Genomic DNA, 26,576 nt, shown 5'->3' with positions numbered 1-26,576 from the left:
CGGGGGCCGGGGCGGTGGGGCGGGGGTTGTCTCCCGGGTTGCGGGGCGGTGGGGCGGGGGTTGTCTTTCGGATTGCGGGGCGGCAGGACGGGCGTCGTCTCCCGGGTGCCGGGGCGGGAGTGGCCTTTCGGGTTCCGGGGCGCCGGGACAGACGTTGCTTGCCGGGTTCCGGGGCGTCGGCGACCCGCGTTCAGGCTGCTGGGGCCGCGGTCCCGGAGGGGTTGGCGCGTGCTGCGACGTCATGCAGGATGCCTGGCAGCGCGGGAACGGATGCACCCCCGCGCGCACGTTCGTAAGGAGAGTCGCGTGACCACCACTCCAGCTGATCCCCCCGAGGACGCGGGGAAGAGCGGGCAGGGGCTGAAACTGCTCGCAGTGACCGCCTGCCCGACCGGGATCGCCCACACGTACATGGCCGCGGAGAAGCTGGCCCAGACCGCCCGGTCCCTCGGGCACGAGATCAAGGTGGAGACACAGGGGTCCATCGGGGCCGAGAACGTCCTCTCTGACAACGATGTCAGAGAGGCGGACGGCATCATCATCGCCGCGGACAAGGAGGTGGACCGCAGCCGGTTCGTCGGCAAGCGGGTCCTGGCCGTCGGGGTGGCCGAGGGCATCCGCCATCCCGAGCGGCTGATCGAGCGAGTGCGGAACGCGCCGGTGTACGGGAGCGCGGAGGGTGACGGGGCCGGAGCCCGGGGCGGGACAGGAAACCGGGCCGGGGCAGGAGCCGCGGGCGGTGCGGCGCCGGGTGGCGGGGGCGCCGGTGGCGGCCGGGAGCGCGGCGTCGCGTACAAAGCGCTGATGAACGGCGTCAGTTACATGATTCCGTTCGTGGTGGTCGGCGGTCTGCTGATCGCGATCTCGCTGGCGGTGGGCGGTCATCCGACGCCCGAGGGGCTGAAGATCGCCCCCGGTTCGTTCTGGGAGGACGTCAATCACATCGGCACCATCGGCTTCCAGCTGATGGTGCCGGTCCTCTCCGGCTATATCGCCTATGCGATCGGTGACCGGCCCGCGCTGGTACCGGGCATGATCGGCGGGTGGATCGCCACCCACGGCGAGTTGTACGGGATGAAGGACGCGAGCGCCGGCTTCATCGGCGGTATCGTCACGGGCTTCCTGGCCGGGTATCTGGTCGTGTGGATCAAGAAGGTCGAGGTTCCCAAGTTCGCCCGGCCGATCATGCCGATCATCGTGATTCCGATCGTGGCCACGACCGTACTGGGGCTCTTCTTCATCCATGTGCTCGGCAAGCCGATCTCCTGGGTGTTCACGCATCTCACCGGCTGGCTCAGCGGCATGACCGGGACCAGCGCGATCGTGCTGGGGGCGATCCTCGGCCTGATGATCGCCTTCGACATGGGCGGACCGGTCAACAAGACGGCGTTCCTGTTCGGTTCCGGCCTGATCGCCTCCGGAAACCAGACGGTCATGGGCATGTGCGCGGCCGCGATCCCGGTGATGCCGCTCGGGCAGGGGCTGGCCACGCTGATCCGCCGGCGCCTGTACTCCGAGCAGGAGCGCGAGACGGGGATGGCGGCGCTGTTCATGGGGCTCTTCGGGATCTCGGAGGGCGCGATCCCGTTCGCCGCGGCACGGCCCGCGCAGGTCATTCCGGCGAACATGCTCGGCGGCGCGGTGGCCGGAGCGGTGGCGGGGATGGCCGGGGTGGCGGACGCGGTGCCGCACGGCGGGCCGATCGTGGCGGTGCTGGGTGCGGTCGACGGGGTGCCGGTGTTCTTCGTGGCCGTGGTGATCGGAACGGTGGTCACGGCGCTGACGACGGTGATGCTGGTGGATGTTTCGGGGCGGAGGAAGGACGTCATGCGGGCAGAGGAGGCCTTGGGCGTGCGGGCGGCCGGGGGCGGTGCCGGGGTCACCGCTGCCGGTGTGGGGATGGTCGGCGGGGGTACGGCCGGTGGCGCTCGTGTCGGCGTGGATGCGGTCGGCACGGTGGCTGCCGGGGTGGTGGATGTCGAGGCGACGACCGCTGGGGTGACGGCTGTCGGTGCAACGACTGCCGATGTGGCGTCGGCGGAGTCGGCGGGGGCTGTGCCGGCGGGGGCTGTGCCGGATGTGGAGTCGGCGGCGGAGTCCGTGGTCGTTGTCGGCGGAGGGGGCGCCGGGTCCGCTGCCGGGGCGGGTGGTGCGTCTCGTATAGCCGCGGCAGTTGCCGACGTCCCCGGGACGGCCGCCGGCGCCGGGCAGGTGGCGGAGGGCGATGCCGCGGACGGTGATGCCCCTGGGATCGGTGGTGACGACGAGGTCAGCGGGGACGGTGCCGAAGGGGGCACCAACGGTGGCAGGGGCCGGAGCGACGGTGACAGGAGCGGCAGCGACGACGCCGCCCAGGTGCTCTCCGGCCATCTGACCGTGCGGACCGTCAAGACGCAGCTCGACGCCGACGGGAAGGAAGCGGCGATCCGGGAGATGGCCGAGCTGGCGGCGGGCACCGGCAGGGTGGCGGACGTCGACGAACTGGTCCGGGTGGCGCTGGCGCGTGAGGCGCAGGGCACTACGGGGCTCGGTGAGGAGATCGCCATTCCGCACGCCAAGACGGATGCGGTGACCGCTCCGGTCGTCGCCTTCGCGCGGTCGGCGGACGGTATCGACTGGGGGGCGCCGGACGGCACGCCCGCCAGGCTGGTCTTCATGATCTCGGTGCCGGAGGCGGCGGCCGGCGACGAGCATCTGCGCATCCTGGCGCTGCTGTCGCGGAAGCTGATGGACACGGAATTCCGGACCCGGTTGCAGGGGGCGGAGGACGAGGCGGCGATTCTGTGCGTCCTCGGTGAGATCCATTAGGGCGCCGGTGCTGTGCTGCTGTGCACCCCCTGGGGCGCCCCTGGTGAGCCCCAGGGGGCACCAGTAGGGCACGGGCGAACAGATCCCGTAGGGGGTGCGAGGGCCCCCTCGGGATCCAGAACGAGGCGGTCCGGGGGCGGTATTCCCGTGGCTCACCACGCTCAATTCCTGTGGCTCACCACACTCAATTCCCGTGGCTCACCACGCTCACCACATGGCCGACGGGCCGTGGCTGTGACGGGCCGTGGGTGTGAGGCCGTGATCGGCGGTCATGATCTATGGGCCGTGACGGCCGACGGGCCGCGGCGATAGGCGGTGGCAGTTGGGGCGGGACCGTATGACCGCGACCGACGGGCGGGATCGATAGGGCCGCTGCGGATAGACCGCGGCCTTCGGTCCGTGGTCGACGAGCCCGTGGCCGACATGCCCTCGACCGATAGGTCACGGGCGACGAGACCTCGACCGACAGGTCACGACCGACCAGCCGTCGACCGACAGGATCACGGCCGACCAGTCCTGGCTGGTAGGCCGCGCGCGACGAGCCGTGGCCGACGGGCATGGCCGCCGGGCCGTGGCCAACCTGCGTAAGTGACGAGCGCGATCGGCGGCCGTGATCGATAGGCCGGCGTACGGCGAAGGCCCCCGCACTCGCCAGGAGTGTGGGGGCCTCTCGTTCACGAGGGCGGCGCCCGGCGCGGCGCCGGTCACTGCCCGGGGCCCAGGCCCCGCCACCCGTGACTGTCGTGGGGCTCGGGCCCTGCCGCCGTCGCCTACCCCGGGCTCAAACCCCACCACCAGCGCCTGCCCCGGGCTCAGACCCCGCCACCGGTGACTGCCGCCGGGCTCAGACTCCGCCCGGGGTCTTTGTCGGGTCGGCGCCCGCGGCGGCCGTGGCCTCGTTGTAGATGTCCGGCTCCAGGTAGATGACCCGGGCGATCGGTACGGCCTCGCGGATGCGGGCCTCTGCGGCGTCGATGGCCCGGGCGATCTGGGCGGCGGTGTCGTCGTGCTGGACCGCGATCTTGGCGGCGACCAGCAGCTCCTCGGGGCCGAGGTGGAGCGTGCGCATGTGGATGACGCGGGTGACGACCTCACCGTCGACGACCGCCTCGCGGATCTTGGCGAGCTGCTCGGGACCGGCCGCCTCGCCCAGCAGCAGCGACTTGGTCTCGGCGGCCAGGACCAGGGCGATCACCACCAGCAGCGCACCGATGCACATGGTGCCGATGCCGTCCCAGATGCCGTCGCCGGTGGCGAGGGTGAGGCCGACGCCGCCCAGCGCGAGGACCAGACCGACCAGCGCGCCGAAGTCCTCCAGCAGCACGACCGGCAGCTCGGGGGCCTTGGCACGGCGGACGAACTGGGCCCAGGTCTGCTTGCCGCGCAGCTCGTTGGACTCCTTGATCGCCGTACGGAAGGAGAAGCCCTCGGCGATGACCGCGAAGACCAGGACGCCGACCGGCCAGTACCAGTTGTCCAGCGGGTGCGGCTCGTGGATCTTCTCGTAGCCCTCGTAGAGCGCGAAGACGCCGCCGATGGTGAACAGGACGATGGAGACGAGGAAGCCGTAGATGTAGCGCTCGCGGCCGTAGCCGAAGGGGTGCTCGGCGGTGGCCGCGCGCTTGGCCTTCTTGCCGCCGAGCAGCAGCAGGCCCTGGTTGCCGGAGTCCGCGATGGAGTGCACGCCTTCGGCCAGCATCGAGGACGAGCCGCTGAAGGCGAAGGCCACGAACTTCGCTGCGGCGATCGCCAGGTTGGCGCCCAGCGCCGCAACGATCGCCTTTGTCCCGCCTGATGCGCTCATAGGTGCCGCATGTCCCTTCCGTCGTCCGGCCTTTACCGCCGCTTTAATGCTGCGGCGGTCATTGTTGCAGCCCCGCGGCGGACGTCCGCCAGGAGGCCACCTGGCGGACGGTTTACGGCGCCAGGGGATGGTTTGCGACGCCAGGGGATGGTTTGTGACACCCGGGGGGACGGTTTCCGGCCCCGGCGAGGGCCTCCCGCGTCCGGCGGTGGCTCCCCGCGTCCGGCGACAGTTTCCTGCGGTCCGGCCCCCGGCACTCGCCCAGCAGCCGCGCCCGGTAGGCGCTCAGGCCACCACCGTCGCGCGGAAGAGTGTGCCCTCTCCGGCGATGGTGAGGCGCTCACCGGGCGGCACGAAGACGGACTCACCGGGCGACAAGGTCACTTCGTCACCTGCCTCGGCAGAACCGCCGGCGCCGGTGCCGGTGACGGCGCCGACCCCGTCACCGGCACTCCGCACCCGGACCGCCCCCGCCGTGCACAGCAGGATCTGCGGCGTGCGGGAGACGAGCGGGCGCGGGGCGGCGCCGGGGGCCAGGGCGAAGCGGGAGAGCCTGAACTCGTCGATGGGGGTGTCATAGATCTCCTCCCCGTCCACCGCTTCGGGGCGCAGCACCCCCGCGTCGCCGGCCTCGAAACGGACCACCCGCAGCAGCTCCGGTACGTCGACGTGCTTGGGGGTCAGACCGCAGCGCAGCACGTTGTCCGAGTTGGCCATCAGCTCGACGCCGAGGCCGCTGAGGTAGGCGTGCGGGATGCCAGCGCCGAGGAACAGCGCCTCGCCGGGCTGGAGTTGGACGTGGTTGAGCAGCATGGCGGCCAGTACGCCGGGGTCGCCCGGGTAGTGGTGGGCGATGCCGGCGCAGGCGGCGTAGTCCTCGGCGTACGGGCCGCCCTTGTCCGCCAGCCGGCCGGCGGCGAGGGCCGCCCGCTCGACGGTGCCGGCGATCGCGTGGTGCTCGGCGCTCAGGACGGCGGTGAACACCTCGCGCAGCGCGTCCTCCTCCGGACTGGCGCGCAGGATGTCGACGTACGGCGCGAGGTCGTCGAGGTCCAGGTCGTCGAGGAGGTCGGCGGCCTGCGCCGGGTGCCGGAAGCCGCACAGCCCGTCGAAGGGGGTGAGCGCCACGATCAGTTCGGGCTTGTGGTTGGCGTCCTTGTAGTTGCGGTGGGCGGCGTCGATGGGGACGCCGCGCCGCTCCTCGCCGGCGAAGCCCTCCTTGGCCTGTGCCAGATCGGGATGGACCTGGAGGGAGAGCGGGGAGCCGGCCGCGAGCAGTTTGAGCAGGAAGGGCAGCCGGGGGCCGAAGGCGCGGACGGCGTCGGCGCCCAGTTCGGTCCCGGGGGCGGAGTCGATCACCTCGGCCAGGGAGACGGGGCCCGCTCCGCGGTCGATGCAGGAGGGGGCGCCGGGGTGGGCGCCCATCCACATCTCGGCCTGGGGTTCGCCGGTCGGTGCGGTGCCGAGGAGCTCCGGGAGGGCGGTGGTGGAGCCCCAGGCATAGGGGCGCACGGTATTGGCGAGGCGATCCATGGGACTACTGCTTCCTGAGGGACGTACGTGGCTGCGCAGTCAGGCGGCCGGCCTGCTGGTGCGGGCCGGTCGTCACAGATCACTCGGTGCCGGCGAGCGCCAGGTAAACGGCGCCGAAATCCACGATGGCGAGTAGTTCCGCGGCCTTCTCCAGATCGGTGCCGGCGTCCGGTTCCAGTTCGCTGACGGCGGTGTCGCGCTCCTCGGCGAGCGCCTGGGCGGCGCGGGTGGCGGACAGCGGGCCGGGCTCCTGCTCGCGCAGCAGCACGACTCTGGCGTGCATCGCGGCGGGCTGCTCGACCCGGTCGCGGAAGAAGTCGTCGGGGTCGGCGCCGGCGGCCAGCGCACCGGCGAGCAGGGTGCGGTGGGTGGCGAGCGCTTCGGGCAGCTCGGCGGCGAGCGCGGGGCGGCCGGCGAGTCCGGACAGCTCGGTGGCGAAGTGCCGGCCGATGGCGCCGGCGATGGTGCCCTCGGTCCAGATCAGCGGGAAGGAGTCCGCGAGGTCGGCGGCGAGGGTCTTGCCGGGGTTGGTGTACGTCGGGATGGCCGGGCCGCAGCGTTCGGCGAGCTGGTCGAGGCGGTCGGCGAGCTTGCCCAGGTCCTCCGGCGGGGCGCTGAGCAGGCCGATCCGGTCGGCGAGTGCGAGCAGCGGGATGAGTACCGACCAGAGGGTGCCGGGGGCGGCCGGCGGGGCGCCCTCGACGTCGAATTCGGCGTCGTAGGGGGTGGTCGCCAGCGGGACGGCCAGGCCGCGGGCCTGGACGACGGCGTCGGCGAGCGGACCGCCTGCCGGGGTGACGGCGACGACGGAGCAGCCGCGGCGGTAGGCCTGCTCGACCAGCTCGGCGAGGCCGGGGTCGGCGGCGTCCGGGCCGGGGAGCAGCAGCAGGTCCAGGGGTCCGGCCCAGCCGGGCAGGGTCCACCGCAGGGCGCCGGGCAGCGGGGCGACTCCGGTGGGCGGGATCAGGGTGACCGGGCAGCTGCCGCCGCCGAGCGCCCGCAGGAGGTCGGCGACACCGGCCGCGGCGGGTCCGGGTCCGGCGACGAGGACGGCGCGCGGCCGCCCGTCGGGGGTGAGTTCGAGGATGCCTGCTTCGGCGGCGCTGCGGGCGGCGGTGCGGACCCGGGCGCCGGATTCGGCGACGCCGCGCAGCAGACCAAAGCGGTCCGCGCCCGCCAGTGCGTCAGGGGTGTCGAGGAGTGACTCGTCGAGCATGGTGGGCGCGGCCTCCGATCGCCGGTACGGGCGGGGGAACACGGGGCGGGGCCGGGGCGGGCCCGGCGGCGCCCGGTCAGGCGGGGCTGGGGGTGCCGCCCGCGCCCTGGGAGCGGGCCTCGTCGACGAGGAGTACGGGGATGCCGTCCCGGACGGGGTAGGCGAGACCGCAGTCGCCGGAGGTGCACTGCAGCTCGGCGGGGTCGTCGGCCGTCCGGTCGTCGAGCGGGGCGTGGCACGCCGGGCAGGCGAGGATCTGGATCAGGCTGGCGTCGACCGGCATGGAGGGTGCTCCTTCGGGGCGGTTGCGGCGTGGCCAGCCTACCGCCGGGCGGGGGGCGGGGGCGTGCCCGAGGGGTTTTCGGGTGGCGGGCGGCGCGGATGCCGCGGCCGTCCGCCACCCACGGAGGCGACCTCCGGCGGTCCGGCCGTCCGGTGTCGCGGGGTGCGCGGCGCCTCAGGCGCGGATGATCCCCAGGGCCTCGTCGCGGATCCGATCGGCGGTCGCCCGGTCGCGGGCCTCGACGTTCAGCCGGAGCAGCGGCTCGGTGTTGGAGGCGCGGACGTTGAACCACCAGTCGTCGGCGGTGATGGTCAGCCCGTCCAGCTCGTCGAGGGCGACGCCGTCCCGGCCCTGGTAGGCCGCCTTGATCGCGGCGAGCCGGCCGGTCTGGTCGTCGACGGTGCTGTTGATCTCGCCGGAGGCCGCGTACCGGTCGTACTGCGCGACCAGCTGCGACAGCGGGCCCTGCTGGCCGCCGAGGGCCGCCAGGACGTGCATCGCGGCGAGCATGCCGGTGTCGGCGTTCCAGAAGTCGCGGAAGTAGTAGTGCGCGGAGTGCTCACCACCGAAGATCGCGCCGGTCTTGGCCATCTCCTCCTTGATGAAGGAGTGTCCGACGCGGGTGCGGACCGGTGCGCCGCCGTTCTCCTTGACGACCTCCGGCACCGACCAGGAGGTGATCAGGTTGTGGATCACCGTGCCGCCGGGGTGCTTGGCCAGTTCGCGGGCGGCGACCAGGGCGGTGATCGCGGACGGGGAGACCGGGTCGCCGTTCTCGTCGACGACGAAGCAGCGGTCGGCGTCGCCGTCGAAGGCGAGGCCGAGGTCGGCGCCCCTCTCGCGCACCCGCGCCTGGAGGTCGACGATGTTCTTCGGATCCAGCGGGTTGGCCTCGTGGTTGGGGAACGAGCCGTCCAACTCGAAGTACATCGCGTCGAGTTCGAGCGGCAGGCCCTCGAAGACGGTGGGGACGGTGTGGCCGCCCATGCCGTTGCCCGCGTCGACCACGACCTTCAGCGGGCGGATGCCGCTGAGGTCCACCAGGCCGCGCAGGTGGGCGGCGTAGTCACCGAGGACGTCCCGCTGGGTCACACTGCCCGATGCGGCGACCGGCTCCGGGGCGCCCTCGTCGGACCAGCGCTCGACCAGCGCACGGATCTCGGCGAGACCGGTGTCCTGGCCGACCGGCGCCGCGCCCGCCCGGCACATCTTGATGCCGTTGTACCGGGCGGGGTTGTGCGAGGCGGTGAACATGGCGCCGGGCAGGCCGAGGGCGCCGCTGGCGAAGTACAGCTCGTCGGTCGAGCAGAGACCGATCTCCGTGACGTCCGCGCCGCGGCCCGCGGCGCCGCGGGCGAACGCGCGGGACAGGCCGGGCGAGGAGGGCCGCATGTCGTGTCCGGTCACGATCGCGTCCGCGCCGGTGATCTCGGCGAAGGCGGCTCCGAACAGCTCGGCCAGGGTCTCGTCCCACTGGGTGGGGACGACGCCGCGTACGTCATACGCCTTCACGATCTGCGACAGATCAGTCACAGCCAGCCCTCCTGGAGAGTCTCTACGGACTCCCAACCTACCGGGCGGCGGCGCGGCACGCGGGCCGGCAGGTCCTGCCGCACGTCCTGCCGTTGCCGGCCCGCCGGGAAGGCCCAACAGGCCGCCGGGGTCAGGAATCCGGTGAGCGCAGCACCCGGAGATGGCCCCGGCGGGCGACCTCCATGGGATGGGCGTCGCGGGCGCCCGGGTCCGGGGAGCCGCCGGCGCCGGCCGCGCGCTCCTGGGGGCGGGCCGCCTCGCGTACGGCGTTCGCGAGGGCTTCGAGGTCGTCGCCGCTGGGGCGGGGCGGGGCGGAGTCGAGTGCGAGGCGGACAACTTCCCAGCCGCGGGGCGCGGTCAGGCGCTCGGAGTGCTCGGCGCACAGGTCGTAGCAGTGCGGTTCGGCGTAGGTGGCGAGCGGTCCGAGCACGGCGGTCGAATCCGCATAGACGTACGTCAGCGTTGCGACGGCGGGGCGGCCGCACGCAGTGCGCGAACAGCGACGTACAGGGCTCACGACGTTGGACGGTACCGCACTCTTGAGCGGGCCGCGACGACTCTCCCCCGGCTCACCCAACCGTGTCGTCCCGGTTCGTCCGATGCGTCTGACCTGCACCCGCTCGACCTGACCTGGGCCGGGCACGCCGGGGCGGACGCCGCGCGGCAAGGAATCCGGTGACGACTCGATACATTTCCCGCCATTCCGGGGCCGGCCCGCGATCTCGTACGGGTAGGCAAACGGACTCGATGCGGACAGCTCCGGTCAGCGAACGACATGCCCCGTCTTGCCGCGCTCCCCGGTGTGCGGCGGCGCCGGACGGCTACGCTCGATGCTGATGGACAGTCCTGTACCTCCCCGACCGGCGCAGCCGCGGATCCGCCGCCGCGACCGCCACGGCCGCGGCATGCGCGGCCCGATCGCGCCGCCCCAGGTGCCGCTGTCGGTGACCCGCGCCGACGCGTTCGTGGATCTTGTCTATGACTCCCGGGACCGGTTGGAGCGGCGCTGGCCGCAGCTCTCCCAGGTCGACTTCCTCGTCCTGGAGGTGCCCGGGTTCGGGCCGGACGACGGGCCGGATGCGGCTGCCGACGAGGAGACCGTGCCGCTGGGGCGGGTGGCGCCGGCCGCGGGCGGATATCGCGACCGGATCGTGATCTACCGCAGGCCGGTGGAGATCCGGACGAAGAGCCGGGACGAGCGGGCGCTGCTGGTGCACGAGGTCGTGGTCGAGCAGGTCGCCGAACTGCTGGGGCTGTCCCCGGAGTCGGTGGACCCGCGCTACGGCCAGGACTGAGGCCGTCGCGCGGGTCCGCCGGTGCGGGCGCGGTCGGTTCGTCAGGGCCGTCAGTCCGTGAGGACCGACAGGTCCTGGCCCGCGGTCGGGACGAGCACCGAGCCCCGGTCGTCGGGCATCGGCTGGACGGTGAAGGCGGGCACCCCGCCCTGGGGCCGGGCCAGCATGCGGGACGCGTAGACGGGGCCGCTGCCGGACTCCGGCTCCACGGTCAGGGCGTAGCTCCCCTTCAGGCCCGTGGGGCGGGGCGGGACGGCATCGAGGCTGGTGCCGCCCTTGACCGTGTACGTCTTGGTGACCGGAGTCCCGCCGCCGCTGCCGGCCGACGCGGTGACCTTCACCTTGGCGTCCTTGCCCTTCTCGGGGGCGACCAGCGAGAGGGTGGCGTCCTTGCCGCGGTTGTCGACGGCGGTGGCGCGCTTCTCGACGGGCCGGGTCGCGGGGATGAACGCCATCTCCTGCTTGGCGCCCTTGCCGCGGGTCACCCGCAGCGCGGCCGCGACCGGGACCTTGGAGCCGCTGTCGGAGGGCGTGAGCACCAGCGAGCCGGCTTCGCCCTTGGTCAGGTCCTTGAGGTCCACCGCCGTGGTCATCCCGCTCTTGAGGTGCAGGGTCTCCACTCCGGCTGGGGTGATCATCCCGGTCGGGGTGGCCAGTTGCACCTTCAGGTCGGCGTCGGACTCACCGGGGGCGAGGGCGACCAGCCGGACGGAGGTGGCGTCCTTGGGGACACCGGGCAGCACCACGCTCGGCGACGGGTCGGCGGCAGGCGGCAGCCAGTCGCTGCCGAGCTTGCTGTCGTTCGCCTGCACGGCGGCGCCGACCCGGCCCTCGCGGGCGACGACATGCAGGGTCGCGTTGGTGGCGGGGGTGTCGGTGAGGGTGGAGAGCAGGACGGGGACCGTGGTGTGCGGCGGGACGGAAATGTCCTCGCCGGCCGAACCTGCCAACGCCCCGTCCTTGCCGCGCAGTTCGAGGTCGACGACGGCCGGGGTCGAGTCGGGGTTGGTGAGGTGGACGTAATCCTGGCGGTCGGTGGCGGTGCTGACGCCGGGGAACCAGAACGTGGTGTCGGGGGCGGTACAGCCCAGGCCCAGGAGGCCACGGCCGGCGCCCGCGGCGACCGAGGTGGTCTGCTGGACGGTCCAGCCGGGGGCGAGGGTGCCGTCCGCCGTGCCCACGAGGGCGGGGGCGTCGGCGCTGTCGGTGGTCGTGGTGACCGGGCGTCCGGCCTGCCGGAGGGGCACGACGGGCTTGGTGTCGCGGGGCGGGACGGCCTGCCCGGCGGCGGAGTCCGCGGCGCCTCCCTTGGCGCCCTTCTTGCCCTTGCCCTTGTCCTTGCCCTTGCCGCCGTCCGTGCCGCCGGCGTCCTTGACCGTCCCGGCGGGCAGCAGCTGGGCGGTGCCCTTCTTGCCGTCCGCGCCGGCGGCGGCTCCCTGGGGCGCGAAGGCGGTGTAGGCGGTCTCGCCGACCTCGGAGGAGGTCGGGGCCGGGCACAGCAGCGCGGAGCGCTGGACCGGCAGCCGGTTGCCGCCGCGGGGGGCGTCGTCGGCGCCGCCGCCCGGTGTGGCCACGGCGGCGACACCGGTGACGGCGGCCAGCGCCACACTCACGCCGATCAGGGACATCATGGTGCGCTTCACTGCTGGTCGCTCCCGTCACGGCGCGGCTCGGGGTGGGAGCCGGAGTACCCCGGGTACTCGGTGCCGTCGTCGTAGGGCTGCTGGTGCTGCGGCCCGCCGTCGCCGTACTGCTGCTGCCCGTACCCGTACGGGTCGTAGGCGCCCGCCTGGTAGGGGTCCGCGGCGTACGGGCCCGCTGCCTGGTAGGGGTCGCCCGGCGGGTAGGGCGGCCGGCCGTACGGCCCGGCCTGGTAAGGGTCGCCGGGGGCGTAGGGCTGCTGGTCGCCGGGGTGGCCCGGCACACCGGGCTCGCCCTGCGGGGCCGCCTGCCAGGCGTCGTACGCCTGCTGCTGCGGCACGGCGCCGTACGGGTCGGCGTCCCCCAGGGGGCCGGCGCCGGCGGGCATGCCGTCCGCGTCCTGGGCGGGGGCCGCCGCGGCCATCGGGTCGGCGGCGGCCATCGGATCGGCGGGAGCCATCGGATCCACCGCGGCCATCGGGTCGGCGGCCGGGTCGAGGGGCTGCTCCCCCGTCCGGGCCCCGGGGATGCCGGAACCGGCCCCCTCGGGGGTGCCCGCGGCCTCGGCCTGGGCCCGCAGGCGCCGGGCCCGGCGGCCGTCGCCGGTCGCCGCGGCGGCCTGCGCGGCAACCGTGTCCTCGGGCAGGTCGTCGTCGATCTCCCGGCGGCGGCCCGGCAGCGCCAGGACCACCAGGACGACGGCGAGCAGGCCCTGCGCCCACATCCAGAGGGTGTGGCCGAGCGGGTTCTCGTGGGTGAGGTCGAGGGTGCCGCCGCCCGCGGGGAGCGTGAAGCCCTGGGCCCAGCCGTCGACGGTGCGCGGCTTGAGCGGGGTGCCGTTGAGCGTGGCCTGCCAGCCCTCGTCGGCGGCGTCCGCAAGGCGCAGCACCCGGCCGTCGGCACCGGCGGGCACCTTGGTGTGCGCCTCGACGGGGCCGGACGGTACGGGGACGGGCGCGGCGGCCTCGCCGGCGCTGGTGCCGTCCTTGGCCTCGCCCGCGACGATCGAGACCCGCGAGACCCGGCGGTCGACGCGCCACAGGGCGCTGCCGTCGTCCTGGCTGAGCCGGGTCAGCCCCGGAGTCGAGTCCAGCACCCGGCCCATCTCGCGCGGTGCCCCGCCCCTGACCAGGACGTAGCGGACCGCGTAGCCACCGAGCTGGTTGGTCTGGTCGGCGCCGGAGCCGGCCACGAGGTGGGCGACGATGCCGCCGAGCCGCTTGTCCTCGCCCGCCGCGGCGGCCAGGTCGGCGTCACCGAGCTCGGCTCCGGAGCCACGGACGAGGGAGTAGTCGACATGTCCCGGGGTGCCGTCGAGGACCAGGGTGCGGGCCCGGTCGGAGGTGCCGGCCTCCTCGGCGACGAAGGCCGGGACCTGCTCCGGATTGCGCCGCTCCAGCGGACCGGCGGCACCGGTGATCATCCAGCTGACCGCGGCGTAGAGCGGGGCGAGCACCGACGCCAGCGCGATCAGCACGGCGACCGGCTGCTTCCAGCCGAAGCCGAGGCTGGCCATCCGGGTGCGGATGCCCTCGGCGCCGATCGCGGCCGCGCACAGCAGCGCCAGGCCGTAGACGAGCATCGCGGGCCCGGTCCAGCCGGAGCCGTTGCCCAGCGCCGCGAACAGCAGGCCGGCCAGGGCCACCGCCCAGGCGATGCGGATCGCGCGCTGCCGCTCGTCGCGCAGGGTCGCGGCCAGCGCGGCCGCCACGATGCCGAAGAGCAGCACCCCGCCGACGGCCTTGGGGCCGCCGGGGCTGATCCCGATGAGGTCGAGCACCGAGGCGGAGCCCGCGCCGTAGCCGAGGCCGGCCTCCTGGAAGAAGCGGGACGGCTGGGTCAGCAGCGACAGGGACCAGGGGGCGAGCACGACGAGCGGCGCGAGGAGCACGACCAGGAACCGCAGCGCGTGGGCGCCCAGCTGGTCGCGCCGGCCACCGGCGAAGCGCAGCACCAGCAGCCCGATGCCGAGCAGCACCGCGATCGGCCAGACGACCGGGGTGAAGGCCATGGTGAAGGTGATCAGCAGCGCGTACGCCCAGGTGGCGCGCCAGCTGGGCCGGGTGCCCGCGGGCAGCCGCAGTCCGCTCGCCGCGACGGCGGCGCGCGCCATCAGCGGCAGCAGGACGGCGAGCACCGCGGTGCCCAGCCGGCCACCGGCCAGCGCACCGGCGGCCGCGGGCAGGAAGGCATAGGCGATGCTCGCCCAGGCCCGCAGCAGTCGGGAGGCGACCAGCGGGCGGGAGGCGAAGTAGGCGGTGAGGCCGGCCAGCGGGACGGAGCAGACCAGCAGCAGGGTGACGGTGAAGCCGGTGGAGCCGAGGAAGATGCTCGACACCAGGGCGACGACGGCCAGGTAGGGCGGCGCGGAGGCGCTGCCGCCGACCCCGACCGCATGCCAGCTGTCGAGGTAGGCCGACCACAGATCGGACACGCTGCCGGGCGCGGGCAGCATCGCACCGCCGGTCAGCGCCCCGGAGCCGAGCAGGCCGCGGCAGGCGGTCAGCGAGACCAGCAGCAGGACGAGGAAGAGCACCGGTGCGGGCTTGCGGGCGATCCGCTTGAGCCGGGCGAACTGCTCGACCTCCAGGAAGTCGGCGTCGTCGCCGCCGGGCCCGGACTCGACCGCGCCGTGCCGGCCGGCCGAGGCCACATCCGGCGCGGCCCGCCCGGCGAGGTTGCCGGCGACCTGTTCGACGGTGGCCCGCACGGTCGCGCCGGGTGGCGGGAAGAGCGGCCGCAGTTCGCCGGTGTCGACCGCCGGGCGGCCTCTCTTCTTCCGTGCGGCGAGGATCTTGCCGGGCCGCAGCAGGGTGCCGAAGAGTCCGGCGAGCTCGTCGAGCGCCTGGCCCGGGACCTTGCCGACGAGGTAGGCGATGACCCGCAGGAAGGTGCCGATCAGCAGTCGCAGCAGGACGTACGGGAGGATCGCGCCGCGGGTGTTGGTGAGCAGGGTGTAGACGGCGCCGGCCTTGTCGACGCGGTGCGGGTTGGCGACGCTCCGGCCGACGCAGTCGATGGGGCGGCGCTCGCGGGCGGCGGCCTCGGCGTGCCGCAGGATCGCGTCCGGCGCGACCAGCACCTGGTGTCCCGCGGCCTGGGCGCGCCAGCACAGGTCGACGTCGTCGCGCATCAGCGGCAGCCGGCGGTCGAAGCCGCCCAACTCCTCGTAGACGTCACGGCGGATGAGCATGCCGGCGGTGGAGACGGACAGCACGGGGCGGACCTGGTCGTGCTGGCCCTGGTCCTGTTCGCGGCGGTCCAGGCCGGTCCAACGGCGACCGCTGCGGGCGATGCTGACGCCGGCTTCGAGCAGCTGCCGGCGGTCGTACCAGCTGCGCAGCTTGGGGCCGACGATGACCGTCGAGGGGCTGGCGTCGGCGACCCGCAGCAGCTCGGCGAGCGCGTCCGGCTCGGGCGCGCAGTCGTCGTGCAGCAGCCACAGCCACTGGACCGGTTCGCCGTGCGGCAGCTCCGGCATGTCGTAGGCCTCGTCGCGCCAGGTGCGGCTGACCGGGTCCCAGCCGCTGGGGCGGCGCAGATACGGCAGGTCGTCGGGGCCGGGTTCGGGGGCCGTGCGGACGGCCTCGTCGACGGCGGTGCCGAATCCGGAGCGGCGGGCGAGGTGGAGCACCCGCTGGTCCCCGATGGCCTCGGCGAGCAGCTGGGCGGAGCGGTCAGCGCTGCCGGTGTCGGCGCCGATGACGTTCTGCACCGGGCGCTCCTGGCCGAGCAGGCCGGTGAGCGCGTCGGGCAGCCAGCGGGCGCCGTCATGGGAGACGATCACGGCGGTGACGACGTGCCTCGGGAACTCTGGGGTGGCGGCTGCGTATGAGGCGGCCTGGGCCGCCGGCTGGCTGTGCACGGACATCGAGGTACGGGCCCTCCGGACCCGGGAGTTCGAAGGCCCGCGGCGAAGTCGCGCTAAGGCCCCGCCCCCGGAAGACACTGCGACGGACTACGAGGCGACGCACGCGCACTGTAGGGCGGCGGCGCATCTCGGACGGGGCCCCACACTAATGGTTCGCGCCGGTACCCCGACCGGGCCCGTACGCAGCAGCACACAGCAGTCCGCCTCCGGCGCACGAGTCGCAGGAGGCGGAGTGTTCGCTATAGGGGGATATGGGGAGTTGAGGTGGTACGGCGGCGTGGTCCGTGAGGCCCCGCCCGTCCGGTCCGGCCGGCTGCGCTGTCATCGTCAGACGGCGGCCTTCTTCAGCCGGCGCCGCTCGCGCTCGGACAGGCCGCCCCAAATGCCGAAGCGCTCGTCATTGGCGAGCGCGTACTCCAGGCATTCGGACCGGACTTCGCAGGCGAGACAGACCTTCTTGGCCTCGCGGGTGGAGCCACCCTTCTCCGGGAAGAAGGACTCGGGGTCGGTCTGGGCGCACAGTGCGCGCTCCTGCCAGCCGAGCTCCTCGTCCGCCTCCTCGACCAGCAATTCCTGGAACAGCTCGGTCATGTGCGCCCCTCGTCTGTCTTTACGTCCCCGTGATCAAGCCGTGATCGATTTCGGCTGAACGACACGAGTGAAATTACAAGTGTGGTGATCCGGGCCAGTCAAGCCGAGATCTGCTATTGGGCCTCTTATTCACTCGGCGGAACCAAGCGTATGCGGAAAGTGTTCAAATCAGTAAAAACCAGGACACTTCCCCGGGCGTGCCACCCGGCACATCCTCGGTCGCTCACCAAGACGCGTTCAGGCAGCATTCACGTTGCACCCCGCGCGCCGAAGCGGGGGAGATCACAGACGGATCACGGGGCCGCAGCGGCGTTTGAAGGTGCGGTTGCCGGTCGATGTCTCCGTGCCAACGACTGCACAAACCTTTCTCCGGGCGGAGTAACCGGATGAGGTGAAAGATTTACGGCAAACCAGTCATCAAGTTGACATCGCCGCGTGAACCCGGTCTCCTGGATCGCATGCCAGCGACCTCCGCGCTCCGACTGACCCGTGCCTACGGGTCGCTCTGTGCTGCGCAGGCCCGCTGTCGCTGTTCCAGCTGTCGTAGCCACTGAGCTCCAGCTTTTCGCTCGCACCACCCCGCAGCGCCCCTGCTCCGCGTCGCCGCGCCACGCCCCCCACAGGGAGAGCCCGCGCCGTGCCGCAGCCCTCTCCCAGCCACGGCTGGGACCCCTGCACCTTGGCCGAGGAACCCGACATCCCATGAACAGCGACGTCCAGATCGCCGGCGACCCGCTCGCCATCCCCCACCTCCTGCCGCCCGTTCCCGCGCACCCCACCACCGTCGCCGGCTTCGCGGGGCTGGCCCGCTCGATCGCCGCCGACCGCGCCGCCTGGGCGCCGCTCGTCCGCTACGACACCACCACCCGCTGGTACTACCGGCTGCGCCAGGGCCCCGGCTACGAGGTGTGGCTGCTGAGCTGGGTGCCGGGGCAGGGCAGCGGCCGGCACGACCACGGGGCGTCCTCCGGGGTGCTGACCGTACTGGAGGGCGAGTTGACCGAGCACACCGCGACCGGGGCCCGTACGCTCGCGGCCGGCGCCCAGCGGGTGTTCGCCCCGGGCTACGTCCACGAGGTCGTCAACGACGCCCTGACCCCCGCGGTCAGCCTGCACCTCTACTCCCCGGGCCTGACCGATATGCCGATGCACCCCGGCCAGGCCACGGCCGCCGGTGGCGCGACCGCTCCGTCCGAGGTACTGGCCCCCTGACACCCACCCGCCGGCCCCTGCCATGCTGGGGCCATGCGAATCGTGGTTCTGGCCGGCGGTATCGGCGGCGCCCGCTTTCTGCGGGGACTGAAGGCAGCGGCTCCGGACGCGGACCTCACCGTCATCGGCAACACCGGCGACGACATCCATCTGTTCGGGCTCAAGGTGTGCCCCGACCTCGACACCGTGATGTACACCCTCGGCGGGGGCATCAACGAAGAGCAGGGCTGGGGCCGCACCGACGAAACCTTCCGGGTGAAGGAGGAGTTGGCCGCCTACGGCGTCGGCCCGGAGTGGTTCGGGCTCGGTGACCGGGACTTCGCCACCCATATCGTGCGGACCCAGATGCTGGGCGCCGGATATCCGCTCAGCGCCGTCACCGAGGCGCTGTGCGCGCGTTGGAAGCCCGGCGTACGGCTGCTGCCGATGTCCGACGACCGGGTCGAGACCCATGTCGCCATCGACGAAGACGGCGAGCGCAAGGCGGTCCACTTCCAGGAGTACTGGGTGCGGCTGCGCGCCTCGGTGCCGGCGCATGCCGTGGTGCCGGTCGGCGCGGACCAGGCCAAGCCGGCGCCGGGCGTGCTGGAGGCCATCGCCGACGCGGACGTGGTGCTGTTCCCGCCGTCCAACCCGGTGGTCAGCATCGGGACGATCCTGGCGGTGCCGGGCATCCGGGAGGCCATCGCGGACGCCGGGGTGCCGGTGATCGGTCTCTCCCCGATCGTCGGCGACGCCCCGGTGCGCGGGATGGCCGACAAGGTGCTGGCGGCGGTGGGCGTGGAGTCGACCGCCGCGGCCGTCGCCCGCCACTACGGGTCCGGACTGCTGGACGGCTGGCTGGTGGACTCCGTGGACGCGGACGCGGTGGACGAGGTCGAGGCGGCCGGGATCCGCTGCCGGTCCGTGCCGCTGATGATGACCGGCCTGGACGCCACGGCCGCGATGGTGCGCGAGGCGCTGGCCCTGGCCGAGGAGGTCCGGGCGTGAACGGTCCCGAGGGGGTGCCCGGGTACCGGGTGTGGGCGCTGCCGGGAGTGCCCGAGGTGCGGCCCGGCGACGACCTCGTCAAGCTGATCGCCGCGGCGGCCACGGCCGAGGGTATGCCCCAACTCGCCGACGGCGACGTACTGTTGGTGACCTCGAAGATCGTCAGCAAGGCCGAGGGCCGGGTGGTCGAGGCCACCGACCGCGAGGCGGCGATCGACGCGGAGACGGTGCGGGTGGTGGCCCGGCGCGGCACCCTGCGGATCGTGCAGAACCGGCAGGGCCTGGTGATGGCCGCGGCCGGGGTGGACGCCTCCAACACCCCCGCGGGAACGGTGCTGTTGCTGCCCGAGGACCCTGACGCCTCGGCCCGCGCCCTGCGGGCGGGCCTGCGCGCCGAGCTCGGCGTCGAGGTCGGCGTCGTCATCAGCGACACCTTCGGGCGGCCGTGGCGCAGCGGCCTCACCGATGTCGCCATCGGGGCCGCCGGGCTGCGGGTGCTGGACGATCTGCGCGGCGGCACCGATGCGTACGGCAATCCGCTCAGCGCGACGGTGGTGGCCACCGCCGACGAACTGGCCGCCGCGGGCGACCTGGTGAAGGGCAAGGCCGCCGGGCTGCCGGTCGCCGTGGTGCGCGGACTCCCCCATGTCGTCGAGGAGGCGGGCGACGGCGCCGGGGCGGGCGCGATGGTGCGCGGCGCCGAGGACGACATGTTCCGGCTGGGCACCTCGGAGGCCGTACGCGAAGCGGTGACGGGGCGGCGTACGGTGCGCGCCTTCCGCGACGAGCCGGTCGATCCGGGGGCGGTCCGGCGCGCGGTGGCGGCGGCGCTCACCGCACCGGCGCCACATCACACCACGCCGTGGCGGTTCGTCCTCCTTCAGTCGCCGCAGGCGCGGGTGCGGCTGCTGGACGCGATGCGGGACGCCTGGATCGCGGATCTGCGCGCGGACGGCAAGACGGAGGAGTCCGTCGCCCGGCGGGTGCGGCGGGGCGATGTGCTGCGCCATGCGCCGTATCTGGCGGTGCCGTGCATGGTGACGGACGGCGCGCACGACTACCCCGACGCGCGGCGGAGCGCCGCGGAGCGCGAGATGTTCGTGGTGGCCCATGGCGCGGGCATCCAGAACTTCCTGGTCGCGCTGGCCGGCGAACGCCTGGGCTCCGCCTGGATCTCGTCGACGATGTTCTGCCGGGACGTGGTCCGCGAGGTGCTGGAACTTCCCGGGAACTGGGAACCGATGGGGGCGGTGGCCATCGGGCATCCGGCGGCGGCACCGGCGCCCCGTCCGCCGCGGACCGCCGACGAGTTCGTGGTCGTGCGCTGATCTGCGCGCCCGCCCCGCGTCAGAGCCGGGCGATGTCCCCCACGGGGAAGCGCGGGGCGCGGCGCGGCGGGACGCGGCCGGACAGCAGGATCAGCCGGGCCGCGCGGTGCCGCTGCCCCTCGTAGGGAGCGAGGAGTTCGAGCATCTGCTCGTCGGTGGTGCCGCGGCGGCCGGTGAGGGCATAGCCGATGATCTTCGGCAGATGCAGGTCGCCGACCGTGATCGCGTCCGGTGCGCCGAGGGTGCGCTGGAGGGTTTCGGCGGCGGTCCAGGGGCCGATGCCCGGCAGGGCCGTCAGCCGCCGGATGGCGTCCGCGAGGTCCATCCCCGCGGCCTCCTCCATACGGCGGGCGGCCCGCGCCGCGCGCAGGATCGTGTCCGAGCGCTTGCCGTCGACGCCCGCGCGGTGCCACTCCCAGGAGGGGATCAGCGCCCAGCCTCGCGGGTCGGGCATCACCCGCATCCGGTCCCAGGGGCCGGGGGCGGGCTCGCCGTGCCGCCCCAGGAGGAGCCGCCAGGCGCGGTAGGCCTCGTCGCTGGTGACCTTCTGCTCCAGGATCGAGGGGATCAGCGACTCCAGGACCAGACCGGTCCTCGCGAGCCGGACGCCGGGGTGGCGGCGGCGGGCCTCATGGACGATGCGGTGCCGGGCGGTGAGCTCCGCCGGGTCATCACCCGCCCCCAGCAGCTCGGGCAGCCGGTCCAGCAGCCAGTCGGCGCCCGGGCCCCAGGCCTCGGCCTCGACGCCGCCGGCGGACGGGCGGGCGGCGAGCCGCAGCGTGCCGGGGCCCTGCGGCGTACGGCAGGCGCGCCAGAGCTCGCCGCCGCGCACCGCGAACGCGGGGTCGCCGGGTCCGCGCTGCAGCACACCCAGCGTGCGGTGCAGGTCGAACGGGCCGGGCGGATGCCAGGTACGGGCGGGCATGCGGCCAGGCTAGGCGATACGGCCGGGGCGGCGCCGGGGCCTGTGGACAACGACGGGCCCGGGCCCGGGCCGGTGAGCGGTCGGCGCCGGGCTGCTGGGGCTGCCGGGCTGCCGGGCTGCCGGGTTACCGGCCCACCGGCCCGCTGCCCACCGCTGACCACCAGCCAACCAGCTCCTGGCCCACCAGCTCCTGGCCCACCGGCTCCTGGCCCTCCGGGTACCGCCCGTCCCGCTACTGGTCGGAGGAGAAGCGCACCGAGGCGGCCGGGATGTCGGCGTCGCACCAGATGCGGATGCCGCCGCGCAGCTCGTTGTCGGCGCCGATCCGCGCGCCGTCGCCGATGACCGCACCGTCCAGGACCGTACGGGCCCCGATGCGCGCGCCGGCACCGATCAGCGAGTCCCTGATCTGCGCGCCCTCCTCGATGACCGCGCCGTCGAGGACGGCGCTGCCGTCGATCCGGGCGCCGGAGCCGATGACGGTGCGGGCGCCGGCCACGGTGCCGCCGCTGAGTTTGGCGTCCGGGGCGACCTCGGCGGTCTCCAAGACCAGGCGGTCCCCGCGGCGGCCGGGCACCGCCGGGGACGGGGCGCGGCCCAGGACCAGGTCGGCGGAGCCGCGGACGAAGGCCTGCGGGGTGCCGAGGTCGAGCCAGTACGTGGAGTCGACCATGCCCTGGAGGTGGGCGCCCTCGGCGAGCAGGCCGGGGAAGGTCTCGCGTTCGACGGAGACCGGGCGTCCGGCCGGGATGGTGTCGATGACCGACCGGTTGAAGACATAGGCGCCGGCGTTGATCTGGTCGGTGACGATCTCTTCGGGGGTCTGCGGCTTCTCCAGGAAGGCGGTGACCTTGCCGGTGTCGTCGGTGGGCACCAGGCCGAAGGCGCGCGGGTCCTCGACCCGGGTGAGGTGCAGCGAGACATCGGCGCCGGCGGTGCGGTGGGTCTCGACCAGGGCCGGGATGTCCAGGCCGGTGAGGATGTCGCCGTTGAAGATCAGGACCGGGTCGTCGGGGCCGGAGTGCAGCCGCTCGGCGACGTTGCGGATGGCGCCGCCGGTGCCCAGCGGCTCGTGCTCGGTGACGTACTCCAGGTGCAGGCCCAGCGCCGACCCGTCGCCGAAGTACGGCTCGAAGACCTCGGCGAGGTAGGAGGTGGCGAGGACGATGTGCTCGACGCCGGCGGCCCGGGCGCGGGCCAGCTGGTGGGTGAGGAACGGCACGCCGGCCGCCGGGACCATCGGCTTGGGCGTATGCACCGTCAGCGGCCGCAGCCGCGTGCCCTTGCCGCCGACCAGGAGGATCGCTTCAGTCACTGTGTCCTCTGTTCGCTTCTCCGCCCGCCGGTCCCCTCGTGCCCGATGGCGGGCGTGGAGGGAGCAGCGGTGCGGCTCTCATCGCCGACCACAGCCCGGCGGCTGCACGTGCGACGCTCACGGGTGTCTTGTCTGCTTCCTGCTGGGGTCGGCCGATCGGCGGACCAGTGTAGGCAGACGGGGCATCCGGACGCCCCCGCCGGTGCGACCGGCCCCGTGCTGTTCAGGCCACGGGGCGGCGCGGGGGCGGGGTGCGGACGTCGTGGCCGCCAGGACGCGTCAACGGCGGGAACGGTTCAGTGGCTCGTGCGCCCTGCACCCCCACGCACCGTGCCGAACGCCCGCAAAACTGCGCATGACCACCCGATTCGGCGCTGCGGGTCAGCGGCCCTGGAGCCCGGCGGCGGCGGTCCGCGTGGCACCGAGCTTGTCGTAGAGGTACTGGCCGGGGCAGTCGGTGGTGAAGCCGTCGCGGTGGCCGGAAATGACGTGCAGCGGGACCTTGGAACCCTTGGGGAAGCGGTTGCCGCCGGCGGACAGCAGCTTCGTCATCTTGCGCGGATCGACGCCGTACAGGCCGAGCTTCCAGGCCGTCAGACGGGCGATGGCGTCGAGAGCGCGCCGCGGCGGCTCGGTGTCGGTGAAGGTGCCGAGGACGGCGATGCCGGTGCTGTCGGCGTTGAAGCCGAGGGTGTGGGCGCCCATGACGGGCTTGGCGACGCCGCCCGCCCGGCCCTCGTAGACCGTGCCGCACTTGTCGATGAGGAAGTTGTAGCCGATGTCCCGCCAGCCGTTGCTCGTGACGTGGAAGCGGTACATGGCGCGGATCAGCGCGGGGGCCTCGTCGCAGCTGTAGTCGTTGCCGGAGCCGCTGTGGTGGACGAAGGCGGCGCGGACGGTGTCGGTGTAGATGAAGGCCTTCTCCCGCAGGTCCTCGTCGGCGCCCCAGCCCGCCCGGGTGACGATCCGGGGGCGCGCTCCGACGTAGGCGCGTTCCGGGGACAGCAGGCCCGCCGCGGCGATGTCGGCCAGAGAGGCGACCTGGTCGAGGGCCGGGATCTCGGTGGCGCCGAGCGGGGCGAGCAGGGCGTTGGCGGCGGAAGCCGCGGCCGCGCCCGCCCCGGCCCTGACCGGGGCCGGCGGGTCGGCCTGCGCCGCACGGAGGCCGCGCGGGGTCCTGCCGGGGTCGACGAGTTCCAGCCGCAGCCCGGCCGGGACGGTGGCCGCCGCGCGGTCGCTGCTCGCGGGGGTGATCCGCAGTTGGACGGCATCGGAGTCGCCGACCCACAGCGGAGAGGTGCTGCCCCGTACGTCGCTGCCGTGCCGTTCGGCGGAGCCGAGGTCGGGGGCGTCGTCGTTGTGGACCTGGACGTCCTGCCAGCCGGACCACCGGGTGGTGCCGGTGGCGCGGGTGCGGACCTGGACCCGGCCGTGCAGTTCGGCGGCGGCGTCGTCCCAGACCACCCCGAGGAGGGAGAACGGCCGCACGGTGCGGGCCGGCAGGCCGAGTGTCCCGGGCGCGGGCACCGTGGCGGAGTCACGGTCGGTGGCGTCGGGGGCGGCTGCGCCGGGCGTCGGCACCGGCAGGGACTGGGTGCTGCCGGGCAGCTCGGGGGTGCTCGTGGCGCGCGGCGCCGGGGCCGGGGCGGGGGCCGTGGCCGGGGCGGGGACGGCATGCGCACCGGCCGCCGGCGCGAGGGACAGGGCGAGCGCGGCGGTGCACACGGCGCCGAGGCAGGTCACGAGGAAAGGGCGCATGGATAAAATCCTGGACATGTCCGGACCGAACGCGCCAATGGTGACCTGACGGGGCATCGGCCGATCCGGTGGCCACTGCCGCTGCGCCCGCCCCGCCGCAGGCCGCCGCCGCGCGTACCCTGGCCGCGATGAACGCCACCGATCGCACCCCCGCCGACCTGCTGAGTTCCGCGCTCGCCGCGGATCCGGCCCGCCCGCTGGTGACCTTCTACGACGACGCCACCGGCGAGCGCGTGGAACTGTCCGTCGCGACCTTCGCCAATTGGGTGGCCAAGACCGCCAACTACCTCCAGGGCGATCTGGCCGCCGGGCCGGGCGACCGGCTCGCGCTGCTGCTGCCCGCGCACTGGCAGACCGCCGTCTGGCTGCTGGCCTGCTCCTCGGTGGGCGTGGTCGCGGAGGTGGAGGGCGATCCGGCCGCCGCCGACGTCGTCGTCGCCGGGCCCGACCGGCTGGAGGCGGCGCGGGCCTGCTCCGGGGAGCGGGTGGCGCTGGCACTGCGCCCGCTGGGCGGCCGTTTCCCGCAGCCGCCGGCGGGCTTCGCGGACTTCGCCGTCGAGGCACCGGGCCAGGGCGACCGGTTCGCGCCGTTCGCGCCGGTGGACCCGGCGGACGTGGCCCTGGTGGTGGGCGGCGAGGAGCTGACCGGCGCGGGCATCGGGGCGCGCGCCCTGGCCGACGCGGCGGCGGCCGGGATGCCGCAGGCCCCCCGGGTGCTGTCGGGACTGCCGTACGACACCTGGCAGGGCCTGTCGTACGGGCTCTACGCCCCGCTGGCGGCCGGCGGTTCCGTGGTGCTGTGCCGTCACCCGGACCGGCTGGACGCAAACGCCGCGGAGGCCCGGGAGACCAGCGAGAAGATCACGTACAAGGCGCCGTCACCACACTGAGTCCAGGGCGCGGCCCGGCACCGGGCCCAGGCGCCGTCACCGGACCGGTTCCGGAGCGCCGTCCCGGCACCGGGCTCACGGCACCGTCGCCGCACCGGGCGGTCCTCCCCCGTCCGGCGGACCGGTGACGCCCGTGGCGGGCCGGTTCGCCCGTTTCGGTCCAGGATCTTGAGTACGTACAACCATGCGCGGGGTTCGTCCGTCTCTTGTTCCGTCCGGGCCCTCGTGCGGGCGCGACGCCGACTCCGTGAGGGATGGACGCACAGGTGACCGAGACCCCCGAGCCTCCACGGTTCACCGGCTGGGCCGAACGCCCGGCCGGGGGCCCGGGGCCGCACCGGCCGGGGGACTCGCACACGCCGCGCCGCCCCCGGGGCTGGCGGGGCTGGGCCGCGCTGGGGGTCACCGGTGTCCTGCTGGCCGGGGCCGGCAGCGGCTGGGCGGTCTACGCCAGGCTCAACAGCAATATCCGCACCGACAGCGCCACCGAGAAGGAGCTGCGGAAGTGGGAGTCCGAACGGCCCCCGGCGGGCCCGCCGAACGCCGTGAACATGCTGTTGATCGGCTCCGACACCCGCAGCGGCGACAACGGCCGGTACGGCCACGACGCCGGCCAGCGCTCGGACACCACCATGCTGCTGCACCTGGCGGCGGACCGGAAGAGCGCCACCGCGGTGAGCATCCCGCGCGATCTGATGGTGGAGGTGCCGCACTGCAAGCGCCCGGACGGCACCGAGACCGCCCCGCGGCTGGCGCAGTTCAACGGGGCGTTCGCGGTCGGCGGGGCGGCCTGCATGATCCGTACGGTCGAGAAGCTGACCGGCATCCGCATCGACCACTACTTGATCATCGACTTCGTGGGCTTCAAGAAGATGGTCGACGCGGTGGACGGCGTCGAGGTCTGCCTGCCCCGGCCGGTCCACGACCCCGCGGCGCAACTCACCTTGCCCGCGGGCCGGCAGATCCTGCACGGTGAGGCCGCGCTCGGATTCGTACGGGCCCGCAAGAGCCTGGGCAATGGCAGCGACACCCAGCGGATGCGGCGGCAACAAGACTTTCTTGCCGCTCTCGTGAAGAAAGTGCAGAGCAACGGTGTGCTGCTCAATCCGACCCGGCTCTATCCGGTGCTGGATGCCGCGACGAGTTCACTGACCACGGACGCCGCACTGGCTTCCCTGAAGGGGCTGTACGAATTGGTGCGCAGCACCCGTAGCATTCCCACCGGCCGGTTTCAGTTCATGACCGTGCCGCGCCGGGAGTACCGCTACGATCCCAATCGCGATGAGCTGGTCCAGCCGGACGCCGGCCGGCTCTTCGGGCAGCTGCACGGCGATCGTCCGGTGACGGTGAAACCCCCGCCCGGCAGCGGGGAGAAGCCGGTCCGCACGGGAGCCGGAGCGCCGGCGGACCGGACGGAGAAAGCCCCCTCGCCGTCGGCGGGTCCGGACCCGTCCTTTCCCGGGACGACGGCGGGACACGGGGTCTGCGGATAAAGATGCCGCAAAGTACTCCTGGTGACGCGAATGGATTGGGCGGATTGCCCAGTTGTAGGCAAGTGGAATTTGTCACGGGCGTCGCGGGGC

Annotated in this window: 19 protein-coding genes; 7 read left to right on the top strand and 12 right to left on the bottom strand. The window is 73.8% G+C overall.

The annotated features are described in order from the left end of the window. The first annotated feature begins 306 nt into the window (after positions 1-306). A complete protein-coding gene (locus tag D9V36_RS27175) occupies positions 307-2,808 on the top strand; it encodes a fructose-specific PTS transporter subunit EIIC (RefSeq protein WP_277753470.1) in 2,502 nt (833 codons plus the stop codon). Between the two features lie 844 nt (positions 2,809-3,652). Here D9V36_RS27175 and D9V36_RS27170 read toward each other — a convergent pair. The 6 genes from D9V36_RS27170 to D9V36_RS27145 form a co-directional block, all read right to left on the bottom strand. Further along, positions 3,653-4,612, bottom strand: a complete 960-nt coding sequence (locus D9V36_RS27170; protein WP_129296060.1) for a cation diffusion facilitator family transporter — start codon at positions 4,610-4,612, stop codon at positions 3,653-3,655. Between the two features lie 285 nt (positions 4,613-4,897). Further along, positions 4,898-6,145, bottom strand: coding sequence for a mannose-6-phosphate isomerase, class I (gene manA, locus D9V36_RS27165; protein WP_129296059.1), 1,248 nt, complete (start codon positions 6,143-6,145; stop codon positions 4,898-4,900). A gap of 79 nt (positions 6,146-6,224) precedes the next feature. Continuing rightward, the gene (locus tag D9V36_RS27160; protein ID WP_129296058.1) at positions 6,225-7,361 is read right to left on the bottom strand and encodes an SIS domain-containing protein; all 1,137 of its coding nucleotides are present in this window, start codon (positions 7,359-7,361) and stop codon (positions 6,225-6,227) included. Positions 7,362-7,437: 76 nt separating this feature from the next. Next, positions 7,438-7,644: a Trm112 family protein gene (locus D9V36_RS27155; RefSeq protein WP_129296057.1), complete on the bottom strand. Its 207-nt coding sequence runs from the start codon at positions 7,642-7,644 to the stop codon at positions 7,438-7,440. A gap of 174 nt (positions 7,645-7,818) precedes the next feature. Further along, complete coding sequence (locus tag D9V36_RS27150; RefSeq protein WP_129296056.1) at positions 7,819-9,177, bottom strand: phosphomannomutase/phosphoglucomutase; 1,359 nt, start codon at positions 9,175-9,177, stop codon at positions 7,819-7,821. 130 nt (positions 9,178-9,307) lie between these two features. Then, positions 9,308-9,754 (bottom strand): DUF3499 domain-containing protein, encoded by a 447-nt coding sequence (locus tag D9V36_RS27145; RefSeq protein WP_129296055.1) that lies wholly within the window; start codon positions 9,752-9,754, stop codon positions 9,308-9,310. 259 nt (positions 9,755-10,013) lie between these two features. Between D9V36_RS27145 and D9V36_RS27140 the strand changes: the two genes are divergently transcribed. After that, complete coding sequence (locus D9V36_RS27140; RefSeq protein WP_206739736.1) at positions 10,014-10,472, top strand: metallopeptidase family protein; 459 nt, start codon at positions 10,014-10,016, stop codon at positions 10,470-10,472. Positions 10,473-10,522: 50 nt separating this feature from the next. On the opposite strand, the gene D9V36_RS27135 is transcribed toward D9V36_RS27140, so the two are convergent. The 3 genes from D9V36_RS27135 to D9V36_RS27125 all read right to left on the bottom strand — a co-directional run bounded on the left by D9V36_RS27135 (position 10,523) and on the right by D9V36_RS27125 (position 16,575). Next, positions 10,523-12,115, bottom strand: a complete 1,593-nt coding sequence (locus D9V36_RS27135; protein ID WP_129296054.1) for a DUF5719 family protein — start codon at positions 12,113-12,115, stop codon at positions 10,523-10,525. After that, complete coding sequence (locus tag D9V36_RS27130) at positions 12,112-15,984, bottom strand: glycosyltransferase family 2 protein (RefSeq protein ID WP_129296053.1); 3,873 nt, start codon at positions 15,982-15,984, stop codon at positions 12,112-12,114. The genes D9V36_RS27135 and D9V36_RS27130 overlap by 4 nt, the downstream gene beginning before the upstream one ends. A gap of 327 nt (positions 15,985-16,311) precedes the next feature. Continuing rightward, positions 16,312-16,575, bottom strand: a complete 264-nt coding sequence (locus D9V36_RS27125; protein ID WP_003983763.1) for a WhiB family transcriptional regulator — start codon at positions 16,573-16,575, stop codon at positions 16,312-16,314. A 702-nt stretch (positions 16,576-17,277) separates the two neighbouring features. Between D9V36_RS27125 and D9V36_RS27120 the strand changes: the two genes are divergently transcribed. The 3 genes from D9V36_RS27120 to D9V36_RS27110 are packed head-to-tail and all read left to right on the top strand — an operon-like array spanning position 17,278 to position 20,105. After that, complete coding sequence (locus D9V36_RS27120; RefSeq protein WP_129296052.1) at positions 17,278-17,787, top strand: cysteine dioxygenase; 510 nt, start codon at positions 17,278-17,280, stop codon at positions 17,785-17,787. Positions 17,788-17,820: 33 nt separating this feature from the next. Then, positions 17,821-18,777 (top strand): 2-phospho-L-lactate transferase, encoded by a 957-nt coding sequence (cofD, locus tag D9V36_RS27115; protein ID WP_129296051.1) that lies wholly within the window; start codon positions 17,821-17,823, stop codon positions 18,775-18,777. Next, the gene (locus D9V36_RS27110; protein ID WP_129296050.1) at positions 18,774-20,105 is read left to right on the top strand and encodes a coenzyme F420-0:L-glutamate ligase; all 1,332 of its coding nucleotides are present in this window, start codon (positions 18,774-18,776) and stop codon (positions 20,103-20,105) included. The genes cofD and D9V36_RS27110 overlap by 4 nt, the downstream gene beginning before the upstream one ends. Before the next feature lie 19 nt (positions 20,106-20,124). On the opposite strand, the gene D9V36_RS27105 is transcribed toward D9V36_RS27110, so the two are convergent. From D9V36_RS27105 to D9V36_RS27095, 3 genes are all read right to left on the bottom strand, one after another. Then, the gene (locus D9V36_RS27105; RefSeq protein WP_129296049.1) at positions 20,125-21,030 is read right to left on the bottom strand and encodes a DNA-3-methyladenine glycosylase family protein; all 906 of its coding nucleotides are present in this window, start codon (positions 21,028-21,030) and stop codon (positions 20,125-20,127) included. A 232-nt stretch (positions 21,031-21,262) separates the two neighbouring features. After that, a complete protein-coding gene (locus D9V36_RS27100; RefSeq protein WP_129296048.1) occupies positions 21,263-22,345 on the bottom strand; it encodes a nucleotidyltransferase family protein in 1,083 nt (360 codons plus the stop codon). Between the two features lie 381 nt (positions 22,346-22,726). Beyond that, positions 22,727-24,103, bottom strand: a complete 1,377-nt coding sequence (locus tag D9V36_RS27095; protein WP_129296047.1) for a peptidoglycan recognition protein family protein — start codon at positions 24,101-24,103, stop codon at positions 22,727-22,729. 128 nt (positions 24,104-24,231) lie between these two features. Between D9V36_RS27095 and D9V36_RS27090 the strand changes: the two genes are divergently transcribed. After that, the gene (locus D9V36_RS27090; protein WP_129296046.1) at positions 24,232-24,993 is read left to right on the top strand and encodes a TIGR03089 family protein; all 762 of its coding nucleotides are present in this window, start codon (positions 24,232-24,234) and stop codon (positions 24,991-24,993) included. Between the two features lie 266 nt (positions 24,994-25,259). After that, the gene (locus D9V36_RS27085; RefSeq protein WP_241721056.1) at positions 25,260-26,486 is read left to right on the top strand and encodes an LCP family protein; all 1,227 of its coding nucleotides are present in this window, start codon (positions 25,260-25,262) and stop codon (positions 26,484-26,486) included. The last annotated feature ends 90 nt before the right edge of the window (positions 26,487-26,576 follow it).

This window comes from Streptomyces lydicus (assembly GCF_004125265.1).
In the GTDB taxonomy this organism is placed as follows: domain Bacteria; phylum Actinomycetota; class Actinomycetes; order Streptomycetales; family Streptomycetaceae; genus Streptomyces; species Streptomyces lydicus_C.
The sequence above is the reverse complement of the archived record's forward strand: the minus strand, read 5'-3'. Positions and strand labels throughout refer to the sequence as shown.

Coding starts and splice junctions, on each gene's coding strand:
- D9V36_RS27170 (WP_129296060.1), bottom strand. CDS start 4,612: ATGAGCGCATCAGGCGGGACAAAGGCGATCGTTGCGGCGCTGGGCGCC.
- manA (WP_129296059.1), bottom strand. CDS start 6,145: ATGGATCGCCTCGCCAATACCGTGCGCCCCTATGCCTGGGGCTCCACC.
- D9V36_RS27160 (WP_129296058.1), bottom strand. CDS start 7,361: ATGCTCGACGAGTCACTCCTCGACACCCCTGACGCACTGGCGGGCGCG.
- D9V36_RS27155 (WP_129296057.1), bottom strand. CDS start 7,644: ATGCCGGTCGACGCCAGCCTGATCCAGATCCTCGCCTGCCCGGCGTGC.
- D9V36_RS27140 (WP_206739736.1), top strand. CDS start 10,014: ATGGACAGTCCTGTACCTCCCCGACCGGCGCAGCCGCGGATCCGCCGC.
- D9V36_RS27130 (WP_129296053.1), bottom strand. CDS start 15,984: ATGTCCGTGCACAGCCAGCCGGCGGCCCAGGCCGCCTCATACGCAGCC.
- D9V36_RS27125 (WP_003983763.1), bottom strand. CDS start 16,575: ATGACCGAGCTGTTCCAGGAATTGCTGGTCGAGGAGGCGGACGAGGAG.
- D9V36_RS27120 (WP_129296052.1), top strand. CDS start 17,278: ATGAACAGCGACGTCCAGATCGCCGGCGACCCGCTCGCCATCCCCCAC.
- cofD (WP_129296051.1), top strand. CDS start 17,821: ATGCGAATCGTGGTTCTGGCCGGCGGTATCGGCGGCGCCCGCTTTCTG.
- D9V36_RS27105 (WP_129296049.1), bottom strand. CDS start 21,030: ATGCCCGCCCGTACCTGGCATCCGCCCGGCCCGTTCGACCTGCACCGC.
- D9V36_RS27095 (WP_129296047.1), bottom strand. CDS start 24,103: ATGCGCCCTTTCCTCGTGACCTGCCTCGGCGCCGTGTGCACCGCCGCG.
- D9V36_RS27090 (WP_129296046.1), top strand. CDS start 24,232: ATGAACGCCACCGATCGCACCCCCGCCGACCTGCTGAGTTCCGCGCTC.